The sequence below is a fragment of the Kosakonia sp. BYX6 genome, assembly GCF_038449125.1.
GTDB classification, from domain to species: Bacteria; Pseudomonadota; Gammaproteobacteria; order Enterobacterales; family Enterobacteriaceae; genus Kosakonia; species Kosakonia calanthes.
Genome location: NZ_CP151800.1, coordinates 4,182,670 through 4,196,030 on the forward strand (window position 1 = coordinate 4,182,670; position 13,361 = coordinate 4,196,030).

At 55.3% G+C, this 13,361-nt stretch carries 10 protein-coding genes; 5 read left to right on the forward strand and 5 right to left on the reverse strand.

From position 1 onward, the window contains the following. Position 1: 1 nt before the first annotated feature. The gene (gene tamB / locus AAEY27_RS19620; protein WP_342322464.1) at positions 2–3,781 is read right to left on the reverse strand and encodes an autotransporter assembly complex protein TamB; all 3,780 of its coding nucleotides are present in this window, start codon (positions 3,779–3,781) and stop codon (positions 2–4) included. Next, entirely contained in the window at positions 3,778–5,511 is a 1,734-nt protein-coding gene (tamA, locus tag AAEY27_RS19625) for an autotransporter assembly complex protein TamA (protein WP_342322465.1), read from the reverse strand. Before tamA ends, tamB begins: the two co-directional genes overlap by 4 nt. 245 nt (positions 5,512–5,756) lie before the next feature. Here tamA and msrA point away from each other — a divergent pair, with 245 nt between their 5' ends. Both msrA and AAEY27_RS19635 read left to right on the forward strand, forming a co-directional pair. Then, entirely contained in the window at positions 5,757–6,401 is a 645-nt protein-coding gene (msrA, locus tag AAEY27_RS19630) for a peptide-methionine (S)-S-oxide reductase MsrA (protein WP_342322466.1), read from the forward strand. Between the two features lie 180 nt (positions 6,402–6,581). Next, positions 6,582–7,916, forward strand: coding sequence for a hemolysin family protein (locus tag AAEY27_RS19635; RefSeq protein WP_342322467.1), 1,335 nt, complete (start codon positions 6,582–6,584; stop codon positions 7,914–7,916). Between the two features lie 69 nt (positions 7,917–7,985). Here the strand turns inward: AAEY27_RS19635 and AAEY27_RS19640 are convergent, their stop codons facing one another. Beyond that, complete coding sequence (locus AAEY27_RS19640) at positions 7,986–8,192, reverse strand: DUF1107 domain-containing protein (protein ID WP_004857160.1); 207 nt, start codon at positions 8,190–8,192, stop codon at positions 7,986–7,988. A gap of 334 nt (positions 8,193–8,526) precedes the next feature. Between AAEY27_RS19640 and AAEY27_RS19645 the strand changes: the two genes are divergently transcribed. After that, positions 8,527–9,084, forward strand: coding sequence for a YtfJ family protein (locus tag AAEY27_RS19645; protein WP_342322468.1), 558 nt, complete (start codon positions 8,527–8,529; stop codon positions 9,082–9,084). On the opposite strand, the gene cysQ is transcribed toward AAEY27_RS19645, so the two are convergent. Further along, positions 9,074–9,814 carry a 3'(2'),5'-bisphosphate nucleotidase CysQ gene (cysQ, locus tag AAEY27_RS19650; protein ID WP_342322469.1) on the reverse strand — a complete coding sequence of 247 codons (741 nt, stop codon included), beginning with the start codon at positions 9,812–9,814 and terminating at the stop codon, positions 9,074–9,076. The genes AAEY27_RS19645 and cysQ overlap by 11 nt on opposite strands. Positions 9,815–10,003: 189 nt before the next feature. Between cysQ and AAEY27_RS19655 the strand changes: the two genes are divergently transcribed. Next, complete coding sequence (locus tag AAEY27_RS19655) at positions 10,004–11,941, forward strand: bifunctional 2',3'-cyclic-nucleotide 2'-phosphodiesterase/3'-nucleotidase (protein ID WP_342322470.1); 1,938 nt, start codon at positions 10,004–10,006, stop codon at positions 11,939–11,941. A 99-nt stretch (positions 11,942–12,040) separates the two neighbouring features. Here AAEY27_RS19655 and AAEY27_RS19660 read toward each other — a convergent pair whose 3' ends face one another. Next, positions 12,041–12,427: a winged helix-turn-helix transcriptional regulator gene (locus AAEY27_RS19660; protein ID WP_342322471.1), complete on the reverse strand. Its 387-nt coding sequence runs from the start codon at positions 12,425–12,427 to the stop codon at positions 12,041–12,043. 85 nt (positions 12,428–12,512) lie between these two features. On the opposite strand from AAEY27_RS19660, the gene AAEY27_RS19665 reads away from it, so the two are divergent. Then, a complete protein-coding gene (locus tag AAEY27_RS19665; RefSeq protein WP_342322472.1) occupies positions 12,513–13,361 on the forward strand; it encodes an SDR family oxidoreductase in 849 nt (282 codons plus the stop codon).

Genomic DNA, 13,361 nt, shown 5'->3' on the forward strand with positions numbered 1-13,361 from the left:
GCTAAAACTCAAACTGATAGAGCAAATCTAGTGCCTGATCTACGCCAGACACCGCTTCAAGATACAGCTTAGGCATCAGGCGATAACGTAACGTGAGAGTCGCCAGTGAGTCAAAAATTCCTACACCATATTTTACTTGTAGACCCGGCAGCACATAGCCGCTGACCACTACTTGCGAAGAATCACCGACGCCTTGGGTATCCAGCGCCAGATTACTGACACCAAATGTCTCGCCGATTTTACCCACAACCTGCCCACTTTGTGCAACCCCTAAGCCAATCAGCATAGAAGTCATCGCCGCGCTGTCGCTCTGCTCACTCTCCAGACCTTGCCCGCGCAGCAGGTAAGAAAGCGCTTCCTGTTGCGACATCGCCGGGTCAGAGAAGATCTCCGCTTTCGGTTCATCGGCAGAACCGGTCACACGTACCCCGGCAATCACGTCGTTTTCGGTCGATTCAGGATTACGAATCGCCTCAATATTCAGCAGCGGTTGATCCGGTGGACCGGAGAACAGCAGCTCGCCTTTGCGCACAATCAGATCCTGCCCGTAAGCATGGAAGCGCCCTTCGGGGATGTTGATCTGCCCATTCAGCCCCAGCCCTTGCTTGTCCTGCGCCACTTTCAGGTCGCCGGTCAGCCGCGCTTTCAGGCCGAAAGCATCCAACCGCACGTTGTTGCCCACATGCACAGTCAAATTGCTGTTGATGGGGATCGAGGTGCTTTTCGGCTCCTCAGGTTGCAGATCCTTGTTGAGCATCACTTCATCGCTGGAAACACCCACCGCGCTTTCCGGCACATCGTGCACCACAATGCGCGCCCACGGCACATCGACATTACCATCTAGCGTAAACAGGCTCGGCGTGGCTTCAAACACCACATCCGGCGACACATCGAGGCGCACCATCGGCGGCACAGTAATGCGCACTTTGCTGCCTTTCGCCGCCACGCGCGCGCGCCAGTTGTCGATTTGGCTCCAGTCAGCGTCGCCGCTCAGGTTGATCTGCCCCTGCCCGGTGCGCACCACACCTTGCAACGTCGAACTCATCCCGTTGAAATTCATCGCCAATTGGCTGGGTTGCATGTCGAACGGCATAAAATTGCCCTCGACATCCAGCCCGGTCAGGCCGAGTTGCCCGAACAGTTGCGGGCTTTGTGCATTGCCCGCCAGGCGCAGATTCGCGTTCAGCGTGCCCGCCGCTTTTTCGCCCCGGCTGAAAATGGCGTTCGCCATCGCCAGCGAGAAGTTGCGGATATTCACATTGCCGCCAAGATTGCGCCGCCCCTGCGGATCAGTAATCTGCACCTGGCCGTCGAACTGGCCGTTATTGGTCAGGCGGATTAACCAGCCGAGATCGGCGCGGTTATTTTGCAGCTTCGCGTTAAGGTTCAGGGTGTCGAACGCCACCGGCAGCGGCGAACCATTCACGATTTGCGTGACTTTCACCCCTCGCCCGGACAGCGTGACCTGCCCCTGCGGCAAGCCCTCTTTGGTGGTGTCCCAGCTTACATCCGCTTTACCGCTAAACACGCCGCTCGCCTGGGTGGTTTCCGGCATAAACGGTTTCAGCATCGCCAAATCGAAGCGGTTGAGATTGACTATCGCGCGGCCTTGCGCGCCCGCATCAATGGTTTGCGGGATGCACAATCCGGCGTTCGGGTTCTGCCAGCAATGCGGACCGATCGCAATCTTCTGTTCCTGATTGCGGTAATCGAGCGTAATCGGCTGGCTGAGCGTCCACGGCCCCACCGGCGTGGCAAAGCGCGTATCGCTCAGCGTGCCTTTCCAGCGCTGCTGCTGGCGGTCAAAACTGCCTGCCAGCGTTAACTGGCCAGACACCGGCTCACCCTGCACGCGCAACTGTAACTTATGCTGCTTCTCGTTACCGTTGGCATCCAATGTAATCAGATTGAGATTGACACCAGGCTGCGCGACGCGCTCAACACGCACGTTCAGCTTGCCGCCGATTTGGTCGCTGGATTTCACATCGCCTTCCACGCGCACGCGCGCGATGGAAAGTTCCTGCCAGCGCAAATTGTTGGCGGTGATATCGGCCAGCGCCTGCGGCGCATCTACCGTGCCGCGCACTTTCACCACGCCCTTCGCGGTGCCGCCCAAACCTGGCAAGGCGTTATTCAGACCTGGCGCATCAATCGTGGCGTCGAGGTTGAGATCTTTAACCCCCAGTTCGCCTTTGATATCGGCGCTGTTTTTGCCCAACTCCAGGTGCAAACCGGGAATGGTCCACTGCAAATAGCTGTTGCCTTTAAGCTGCCCGTCGACGTTCACTTTGTTCTGCTTCACGTTGCCGTTCAGTTTCAGTTCCGGCACATCCACCTGCCAGGTGCCGCCATACAGGCTGCCGCGCGTTTTAACCAGGCCATTCAGTTTCGCCGGCCAGTCCGGGAACGTTTTTGCGGTGTCGATACCGTTAAGCGTCAGTTCGCCGCGCCAGCTAATGGCCTGTTGCCAGTCGAGCAACGCTTTCAGTTCGGTGGTACCTTCCAGCGCGGCGATCGACAGTTTATCGAGGCTCAGTTGCTGCTCGTTGCCTTTGCCATCCAGCGTGATGGTGGCCGGGGGGATCTGCTGGCCTTTCACTGCCGTGCGGAACGAGAGCGCGTAGTCGGTCATTTTGCCGGTGAGCTTCAGCTTCAGGTCATCGGCCTGATACTGTTTTTCGCCGGTAAATGGCCAGTACAACTGTTGGCTGGTCACGTCCAGGTTCAGCGGCAAGCCTGCTTCCGCGAGCTGCGTTTGCGCTCGCAGCGTCATGTCCACCGGGCCAGAGAGATTCACGCCAATGTCGAGTTGCTTACGCACTTCGCCACCGACTTTCATCTTCACTTTTTCGCCTTTCAGCGGATCGAAATTCAATGTCGTGTTGAGGGTGATATCCACCGGCCAGTTATCACGCAGTTGCGCGCTGCCGGTGGCGTTCACCTGGCCCTGGTTGGAGTCAACATCCAGCGCGTCGAGCTTCATTTGCCCGTCGATGCTGCTCACTTTCAGCAACAGGCTGCGCACTAGAATGTCGGTATCGCCTGTCAGGCGCAGTTGCTCGCCGCGGAACTCTTCAATATTGAGATTGAGCGGCAGATGCACATCGGTCATTTCCGGCAGCAGCGGTTTTTCAAACAGCGCTTTGAGCGTTTCGCCCAGCGGTTTCTCTTGCGGCTGTGGGTTTTGGATCTTCGGCTCAATCACCTCTTGTTGCGCCACATCGGCCACTTTGGGCAGCGCAATCAGCAGGCCTTGCAGCAAGGTCGGTTTCAGCGTCAGGTTTTTATCTTGCCAGTTCAGCCCGGAACTGAAGTCCATCACCGACACGGTGGTGTCGTCGATGTTGATATTCACATTGTTCAGCGCAACCCGGCTGAGGGTGATCGGGTACGGCGTGGAGAGGTTCAGCGGCCCGCTCTCTTCCTCTTCTTCGACCTGTGCGGCGGGCGGCATTTTTTTGCTGTCGATCGCCACATTGATGTCTTTCAGCGACAGATCGTTGACGCACAGGCTGCTGTTGCGCAGGCAACCCAGGTTAAGCGCGAAGTGGATTTCCCCGGCATTGACCGCCACGCCCGGTTGCGTATAGCGAATGTTTTTCAACGACAGATCGCGCCAGCCGCCGGTGACCTGGCCGATCTCCAGCCCTGGCACCCAACGGTTCGCCGCGTTAAACAGGAGATGCAGCCCGCTGGTGGTGCCCACCAGAAAAATAACGCTGCCCAGCACTAACAGGATAAACACCAGTACGCCGAGGCTGATTTTCTTCCATAAACTCATAATTCCGGCCCCAACCCAATGTAAAACTGTAATCCGTGCTCTTCTTTGTCACCGACCGGCACCGCGAAATCGAGCTTGATCGGCCCAACTGGCGACTGCCAACGCACGCCGACGCCCGCGCCGGTTTTGAAGTCGCTGCGGCGGATATCACTCACCGCTTCGCCGCTGTCGATAAAGGCCGCGCCCCACCACTTCCCGGTGACGTTGTACTGATATTCCAGCGAACCGGTCGCCAGTTTCGACGCACCGATCAGTTTGCCTTCGTCATTTTCCGGCGCGATGGATTTGTATTTATACCCGCGAATACTGCGATCGCCCCCGGCGAAGAAGCGCAGATCCGGCGGGACACGATCGAAATCGCCGGTTTCGATCCAGCCCAAATTGCCGCGCACCACAAAGCGGTGGCGATCGTAGAGCGTGCGGATCCAGACGTTTTGCGCTTGCAGCACCAGGAAGTCGACATCCGATCCCCAGGCGGTGTTGGAGTAATCCACCGAGTAGCGCTGTGAGTCACCCCAGGAGGGCATTAACCCGCCGCGCGAACGGGTGCGGCTGATCATCACGCCAGGATAGAGCAGCATGGTGGTATTGGTGACGTTGGCCTGCGTAAAGTGGTCGAGGCTCCAGCGCAGGTTAATGGCGCGCTGCCAGCCGCTGGAGAGATCCCAATAGCGCGACAGCGCAAGGGTTGTCGAATCGGCTTCAGTATCGTTCAGATCGGTTCGTTTGAACCCGCCCTGCACCAGGTAATATTGCTCAAGCGGGTTTTTCAGCAGCGGCATTTTATAGCTGAAATCCAACTGCTGTTCCGGCGACGAAACGCTCATGCTGGTGGTCAGGCTGTGGCCGTAAGAGTTGATCCATGGCTTTTTCCATGTCGCTTTCACGCGCGGCCCAACGTCGGTGGAGTAACCGACGCCCGTTTCGAGGGTGTTTTTGGTGCGCGGTGACACCACGCCTTTGAGCGGCAGCACTTTGGTTTTGCGCGCTTGATCGAATTCCGGCGCGACGACGACCGAGTTGAACCAGCCGGTGGCCGACAAACGGCGGTTCAGCTCCGCCAGATCCTGGGTTTTGTAATAATCGCCCTCATGGAAAGGCACGAGATTTTGCAGGTACTCCTCGCGGATTTGCGAACCTTCGAAAGTCACCGCGCCAAAACGGTAGCGCTGACCGCTGTCGTAATCGATATCCCAGAATGCCTGCTGGCGCTCCAGCGAGACGCCAAGCTGGCTTTTGTTGAACTGGCTGTCGAAGTAGCCTTTACGCAGCGCAACGCTGGTGAGGGATTTTTTAAAGCTGTCGTAGTCGTGGTGATTCAGCACCGTGCCAATCGCCGGGCGCTTTTTCAGTAACGCCAGATAATCACTGTCGGTACGCGCGCCGCCGCGCAGGATCACACTGTTGCCGCCAATCTGTATCGGCCTGCCTGCGGTGACACGGGCCACCAGCACCTGACGTCCTTTCTCCGGCGGCGGGCGCAGTTCAAAATCGATGGTCGGTTCGTAGTAACCTAACGCTTTTAACCCTTCGCGGATGGCATCATCAACGCGCGCCTGAAAACGTCGGTCAGGCGTGACTTCATCACTTTCAATAGTCGATAACTGGGCACGCACGTTTTTACGCAGTTCCCCGGTTAGCCCTTCTAGTTGCAATCGCACATTGGCGGCGAAAGCCGTTTCGCTCACCAGTAACAAACCGGCAAAACATAAAAGACGGATCTTTGGCACGTTCTCTCCTGAATATCCTCGCTCCCACCCCTGGAAGGAAACGTAAGCGCAGCTCCGCGCCGAGCCCAATTTTGCCTAAATGACAAAACGCAGGCTGATAAAAACCCGCAAAGCGGGTTGAAAAACGGACGACTACCCCAAAATTTCTTATGTTTAAATCTAGTCTGATTTATGCCGTTTATTGTGTTAAAACACACGCCTTAACACAACCCTAACCGCAATCACATCCTCCGGGAGGTATTACCGTGAGTCTGCTCGATAAAAAAGACCTTGTTTCTCAATCGGATGCATTGCCAGGACGCAATACGCCCATGCCTGTCGCCAGTTTACATGCCGTTAACGAGCATTCAATGACCCATGTTCCGGAAGGTATGGAGACCGCCCTGTTCGCGATGGGGTGTTTCTGGGGCGTTGAACGTCTGTTCTGGCAATTACCGGGGGTTTATAGCACCGCCGCGGGTTACACGGGCGGTTACACGCCAAACCCGACCTACCGTGAAGTGTGTACCGGGCAAACCGGCCATGCCGAAGCGGTACGTGTGGTTTATGACCCGAAAGTAGTGAGCTACGAGCAACTGTTGCAGGTGTTCTGGGAAAATCACGATCCTGCGCAGGGCATGCGCCAGGGTAACGATCTCGGCACGCAATACCGCTCGGCGATTTACCCGCTAACGCCGGAGCAAAGTGACGCCGCGAAGGCCAGCCTCGAGCGCTTCCAGGCCGCAATGCGCGAAGCCGGTGACGCGCGTAACGTAACGACCGACATCACCAGCGCGACGCCGTTTTACTACGCGGAAGATGAACATCAGCAATATTTATATAAAAACCCGCAGGGATATTGCGGAATTGGCGGCATTGGCGTGTGTTTGCCACCACAACTTAACCCCTAAAATCGCGCGGAAATCGCCGCCAAAAAGGGGCAAAAATTCGCCGCTGGTAGCCTGTAACAGGCTTACGCTATACTAACGGCGAAATTGCCGGTCCACCGCTTCGGGCCGGCTTTCATTGTGTTTATCACATGGATATTCAAAAACCCCCTTCCGAGGATCCGGTTAATAGCTGGATAAATTATGTTAAACAGTATCTTAGTCATACTCTGTCTGATCGCGGTGAGTGCGTTTTTCTCGTTATCCGAGATATCGCTCGCCGCGTCACGAAAAATCAAACTTAAACTGCTTGCCGATGATGGCAACATCAATGCGCAACGCATTCTCAAAATGCAGGAAAACCCCGGCACCTTCTTTACCGTGGTGCAAATTGGCCTCAACGCCGTTGCAATTCTTGGCGGTATTGTCGGCGACGCGGCGTTCTCCCCTGTTTTTCACGGCATGTTGATTAACGTCGTTTCACCGGAGCTTGCCGAGCAACTCAGCTTTATTATCTCCTTCTCGCTGGTGACCGGGATGTTCATCCTGTTTGCCGACCTGACACCGAAACGCATCGGTATGATTGCGCCAGAAGTTGTGGCTTTGCGCATCATCAACCCGATGCGCTTCTGTTTGTTCGTCTTCCGCCCGCTGGTGTGGTTCTTCAATGGCATGGCGAACATCATTTTCCGCATCTTCAAATTGCCGATGGTGCGTAAAGATGACATCACCTCCGATGATATTTATGCCGTTGTAGAAGCCGGTGCGTTAGCCGGGGTGCTGCGTAAGCAAGAGCACGAACTGATTGAAAACGTTTTTGAACTGGAATCGCGCACCGTGCCGTCGTCAATGACCTCGCGCGAGAACGTGATTTGGTTTGATCTGCACGAAGATGAGCAGAGCCTGAAAAACAAGGTTTCCGAGCATCCGCACTCAAAGTTTCTGGTTTGTAACGATGATATCGACCACATCGTCGGTTATGTCGATTCCAAAGATCTGCTGAACCGCGTGCTGGCGAACCAGAGCATGGCGCTCAACAGTGGTGTGCAGATCCGCAACACGCTGATTGTGCCGGACACGCTCACCCTGTCGGAAGCGCTGGAAAGCTTCAAAACCGCCGGGGAAGACTTCGCGGTGATCATGAATGAATACGCGCTGGTGGTGGGGGTTATTACCCTTAACGACGTGATGACCACGCTGATGGGCGACCTGGTGGGCCAGGTGGAAGAGATGATCGTTGCCCGTGATGAAAACTCATGGCTTATCGACGGCGGTACACCGGTTGATGACGTGATGCGCGCGCTGGATATCGATGAGTTCCCGCAGTCGGGCAACTATGAAACCATCGGCGGTTTTATGATGTTTATGCTGCGAAAAATCCCGAAGCGCACCGACGCGGTGAAATTCTCCGGCTATAAATTTGAAGTGGTGGATATTGATAACTACCGCATCGATCAGCTGCTGGTCACCCGCATCGACACCCGCGCGGCGGTGTTAACGCCCAAACTGCCCGACGCGGAAAACAAAGGCGCGGCGTAACGTAGAAATGTCAACGGCCCCATCGGGGCCGTTTTTTATAGTACTTAAACTACTGCATAGCACGACTGGTTAAGCCATCTCGGTTTGCAGACGCAGAACCTGACGGTTAACTTCAGACATCACAGACAGATGCTGTTTGTCTTTCACTTTCGGGATAAGGATTTTGCCCTTATCGAACTCGAAAGCGCCAACGTCCTTGATGTACAACCGTCCACGAAACAGGATTTTTACGTACTTAGCCACCTGAAGTGGGTTGTAACGCTGGAAAATTTTCATTCTTTTATCTCTCCTGTAAAGCATTACGCCCTGCGGTACCAAAATTGGACCAGCCTTTGGTGAGCGCAAATTTTAATGCTCAATGACTATAGTTCAGAACCGAATCAATACATAGCGTGAATAACTTTATTTACCTTTTGATGACAATTATTCAGAATTTTCTTTTCAGCCCGCTGAACTCAGCAGTATAAATCCACATTTTTTCATGGATATGTGCGTTCGCCCGCAAACTGGCATCCGGATTGCGGGAAAAGCGTATTGATCGCACTTATGATTAAAATGACGCACTAAGTGGTCGGATCACCTGCATAAACACAAGATAAAAGGACACACCATGACCCTACGTAACATCCTGGCAGCGACATGCTTGTTACTGCCGCTGGTCGCTTCGGCGCATAGCTTCGAAACCAACCAGCGCGTGCCGCCTGTGGGCATAGCCGACAGAGGGGAATTGATTCTGGATAACGATAAGTTTAGCTATAAAAAATGGAATAGCGCCCAGCTTCCAGGAAAAGTGCGAGTCGTGCAGCATATTGCCGGGCGAACCTCTGCGAAAGAGAAGAATGCCGCGCTGATCGAGGCGATAAAATCCGCCAAATTCCCGCACGATAAATACCAAACCACCACCATCGTTAACACCGACGACGCCATTCCGGGCAGCGCAATGTTTGTGCGCAGCAGCCTTGAAAGCAACAAGAAGCTCTATCCGTGGTCGCAGTTTATTGTCGACAGCGATGGCGTGACGCGCAAAGCCTGGAAGCTTGAAGAAGAGGGCTCCGCGATTGTCGTGCTGGATAAAGAGGGCCGCGTACAGTTCGCGAAAGATGGCGGGTTAAGCCAGCAGGAAGTGCAGCAAGTAATTGACCTGCTGCACAAATTACTCAGTAAATAGAGACCCGGAAACCGGGGTTGAGGAATGATTCACGTGGGGTGTAATCCAGACTGCGCCCCTGCCAGTCGTGAACATGCGCCCCGGCGGCGACCGCAACTGCGTGACCGGCCGCCGTATCCCACACGCTGGTCGGCCCAAAACGTGGGTATAACTGCGCTTTCCCTTCCGCCACCAGGCAGAACTTCAGCGACGAACCGATCGCCGTGGTCTGATGTTCACCAAGCTGATGCAGATACTCTTTTAATTCATCATCTGCATGCGAACGGCTCACCACCACCAATGGCGGGCGTGCATCGCGTACCTGAATCGGCTGGCGGTTGCCGGCTTCATCTTTCCAGGCTTTGCCGTCGGCTGCCGAATACATCACGTTCAACACCGGGGCGTAAACCACGCCCATCACCGGTTTTCCGTTTTCAATCAATGCGATGTTGACGGTAAATTCGCCATTGCGCTTGATAAACTCTTTGGTGCCGTCCAGCGGATCCACCAGCCAGTAACGCGTCCACGTCTGGCGAATGTCCCACGTCGGCGGGTCTTCTTCCGACAACACCGGCACATCCGGCGTCAACGCCTGCAAACCGCGCGCAATCACATTGTGGGCCGCGATATCCGCCGCCGTTACCGGAGAGTCATCCTTTTTGCTGGTGACCTCCATCGGTTTGTGACCTTCGTACACTTGCATAATGGCATCGCCCGCTTCCCGCGCGAGCTGGCAAATTGCATCTAACATATCCACCTCTTGTCTGTTCAGTGGTTGTAACTCGTTGTTTTACTTATATCGCATTGCGGTGGAATCTGCCATCTGTGAGAGGGATTGCATTTTCTTTGCTCACTTTTATGGCAGTATTCACAATTCTGTAAGCAACAAACTGTTCACAACATTTTTTTTGTGGCTTAGATCGTAAAAAGGACGCCTCTGATGATTAAGTTTAGTGCAACGCTTCTGACCACGCTGATTGCGGCCAGCGTGCAGGCTACGACGGTGGATTTACGCATTCTGGAAACCACTGATTTGCATAGCAACATGATGGATTTTGATTACTACAAAGACTCGGCGACGGAAAAATTCGGACTTGTGCGCACCGCCAGCCTGATCAACGCCGCGCGCGGAGAAGTCAAAAACAGCGTGCTGGTGGATAACGGCGACTTAATCCAGGGTAGCCCGCTGGGCGATTATATGGCGGCGAAAGGGCTGAAGAACGGTGAAATCCACCCGGTGTATAAAGCGATGAACACCCTCGATTATGCCGTTGGCAACCTCGGTAACCACGAGTTCAACTACGGGTTGGACTACCTGCACAAAGCGCTGGCCGGGGCGAAATTCCCCTACGTGAACGCCAACATTATTGATGCGAAAACCAAACAGCCGCTGTTCACGCCTTACCTCATTAAAGAGACGCCGGTTACTGATAACGGCGGCAAAACGCACACCTTGCGCATCGGTTATATCGGCTTTGTGCCGCCGCAAATTATGGTGTGGGATAAAGCCAATTTGAACGGCAAAGTGACGGTGAATGACATCACCGAAACCGCCCGCAAATATGTGCCGGAAATGCGCGCGAAAGGCGCCGATCTGGTGGTGGTTGTCGCACACTCCGGGCTGTCGGCAGAGCCTTACCAGGCAATGGCGGAAAACTCCGTTTACTACCTCAGCGAAGTGCCGGGCGTGGACGCGATCCTGTTTGGTCACGCGCATGCTGTCTTCCCAGGTAAAGATTTCGCCGCCATCAAGGGCGCGGATATCAACAAAGGCACGCTGAATGGCGTGCCGTCGGTGATGCCGGGCATGTGGGGCGATCATCTTGGCGTGGTCGATCTGGTGTTGAACAACGATGCCGGTAAATGGCAGGTCAGCGCGTCGAAAGCCGAAGCGCGCCCGATTTATGACGCGGCGGCGAAAAAGGCGCTGGTGAGCGAAGACAGCAAGCTGGTGCAGATCCTCAAGCATGACCACGATGCCACCCGCGAGTTTGTTGGCAAGCCAATCGGGAAATCGGCGGACAACATGTACAGCTACCTGTCGCTGGTGCAGGACGATCCGACCGTACAAGTGGTGAACAATGCGCAGAAAGCCTATGTGGAACACTTTATTCAGGGCGATCCCGATCTGGCGAAACTGCCGGTGCTCTCCGCCGCCGCACCGTTTAAAGCCGGTGGGCGCAAAAACGATCCCGCCAGTTTTGTCGAAGTGGAAAAGGGCCAGTTGACCTTCCGTAACGCCGCCGATTTGTACCTCTACCCCAACACATTGGTGGTGGTGAAAGCGACGGGTAAAGAAGTGAAAGAGTGGTTGGAGTGCTCCGCCGGGCAGTTTAATCAGATCGACCCACACAGCGACAAGCCGCAAAACCTGATCAACTGGGACGATTTCCGTACCTATAACTTCGATGTGATCGACGGGGTTAACTACCAGATTGATGTGACGCAACCGGCACGCTACGACGGTGAATGCCAGAGCCTTAACCCGCAGGCGGAACGTATTAAAGATCTGACATTTAACGGCAAACCGATCGATCCGAACGCGGTGTTCCTCGTCGCCACCAATAACTACCGCGCCTACGGCGGCAAGTTTGCCGGAACCGGCGATAGCCATATCGCGTTCGCCTCGCCGGATGAAAACCGGGCGGTGCTGGCGAAGTGGATTGGCGATGAAACCCAACGCGCGGGCGAAATCCACCCGGCGGCCGACAACAACTGGCGACTGGCGCCGATTCACTCCAGCACTCAGTTAGATATTCGTTTTGAAACCGCGCCGACAGAGAAAGCCGCCGCGTTTATCAAAGAGAAAGCGCAGTATCCGATGCAAAAAGTGGCCAACGACGACATTGGCTTCGCGATTTATCGCCTCGCGTTGTAAAAACGCGTGTAGGCCGGATAAGCGCAGCGCCATCCGGCAATCGAAGCCGCCATCCAGTCAGTTCGCCGGATGGCGGCTTCGCCTTATCCGGCCTACCGATTATGCAACTTCGCGCTGCTGCAACACTTGCGGCAAATTCATTTCGATCCAATCGGCCAGCGCAGCGACTTTCTCGCTCACCTGCTCGCCCAGCGGCGTCAGACTATACTCCACATGTGGCGGCACCACCGGGTACGCCACGCGGTTGACGAAACCATCCTGCTCAAGCCATTGCAGGCTTTGCGACAGCATCTTCTCACTGACGCCGCCCATCTTGCGGCGCAGGTCGCTAAAACGGTGCGTGCCGTCGCGGAGCGCCACCAGGATCAACACGCCCCAGCGGCTGGTCACGTGCTTTAGTACCTCCCGCGAAGGACACTGCTCGGAGAACAAATTGCCGTCGCGCACTTTTTCACTCAACGTCTGAGGGCGAGGATCTGTTTTCATACTTACCTTTTTGTACGTACTTACTAAAAGTTAGTTAGGGTGTTAGCGTACCACAGCACTTATCAAACACGTCAGGAGAAAAGTTATGATCGCACTTACCGGCGCGACCGGCCAACTGGGCCAGTTTGTGGTAGAAGAATTGCTGAAAACCGTCGCGGCAAAAGAGATTGTCGCTATCGTGCGTAACCCGGCAAAAGCCGAAGCACTGAGCAAACAAGGTGTACTGGTTCGCCAGGCCGACTATAACGACCAGGCCGCGCTGACACAGGCGCTGGCGGGCGTCGATAAACTGCTGCTGATCTCCAGTAGCGAAGTCGGCCAGCGCACTGCCCAGCACAGCAACGTGATTCACGCCGCCAAAGCCGCAGGCGTGAAATTCATTGCCTACACCAGCCTGTTGCATGCGGACAAATCCCCGCTCGGCCTGCATGTTGAACATGTTGAAACGGAAAAGCTGCTCGCCGAATCCGGCATTCCCTATGCGCTGCTGCGTAACGGTTGGTACAGCGAAAACTATTTGGCCAGCGCCCCGGCGGCTTTGGCGCACGGCGTGTTTATTGGTGCGGCAGGCGACGGCAAAATCGCCTCCGCCACCCGTGCGGATTACGCCGCCGCGGCCGCGCGCGTAATAAGCTCGGAGGGCCATGCGGGCAAAGTGTATGAATTGGCGGGCGATAACAGCTGGACGCTGAGCGAATTGGCCGCGCTGCTGAGCAAAGCGAGCGGTAAAAACGTGGTGTACCAGAACCTGAGCGAAGCCGATTTCGCCGCCGCGTTGAAAGAGGTCGGTCTGCCAGAAGGCTTTGCTAACCTGCTGGCGGATTCCGATGCAGGTGCGGCAAAAGGCGGCCTGTTTGATGACAGCAAAACCCTGAGCAAACTGATTGGCCGCCCGACGACACCGATCGCCGATAGCGTCAACGGCATCCTGTAA

Coding starts and splice junctions, on each gene's coding strand:
- tamB (WP_342322464.1), bottom strand. CDS start 3,781: ATGAGTTTATGGAAGAAAATCAGCCTCGGCGTACTGGTGTTTATCCTG.
- AAEY27_RS19635 (WP_342322467.1), top strand. CDS start 6,582: ATGTTAAACAGTATCTTAGTCATACTCTGTCTGATCGCGGTGAGTGCG.
- AAEY27_RS19640 (WP_004857160.1), bottom strand. CDS start 8,192: ATGAAAATTTTCCAGCGTTACAACCCACTTCAGGTGGCTAAGTACGTA.
- AAEY27_RS19645 (WP_342322468.1), top strand. CDS start 8,527: ATGACCCTACGTAACATCCTGGCAGCGACATGCTTGTTACTGCCGCTG.
- cysQ (WP_342322469.1), bottom strand. CDS start 9,814: ATGTTAGATGCAATTTGCCAGCTCGCGCGGGAAGCGGGCGATGCCATT.
- AAEY27_RS19655 (WP_342322470.1), top strand. CDS start 10,004: ATGATTAAGTTTAGTGCAACGCTTCTGACCACGCTGATTGCGGCCAGC.
- AAEY27_RS19660 (WP_342322471.1), bottom strand. CDS start 12,427: ATGAAAACAGATCCTCGCCCTCAGACGTTGAGTGAAAAAGTGCGCGAC.
- AAEY27_RS19665 (WP_342322472.1), top strand. CDS start 12,513: ATGATCGCACTTACCGGCGCGACCGGCCAACTGGGCCAGTTTGTGGTA.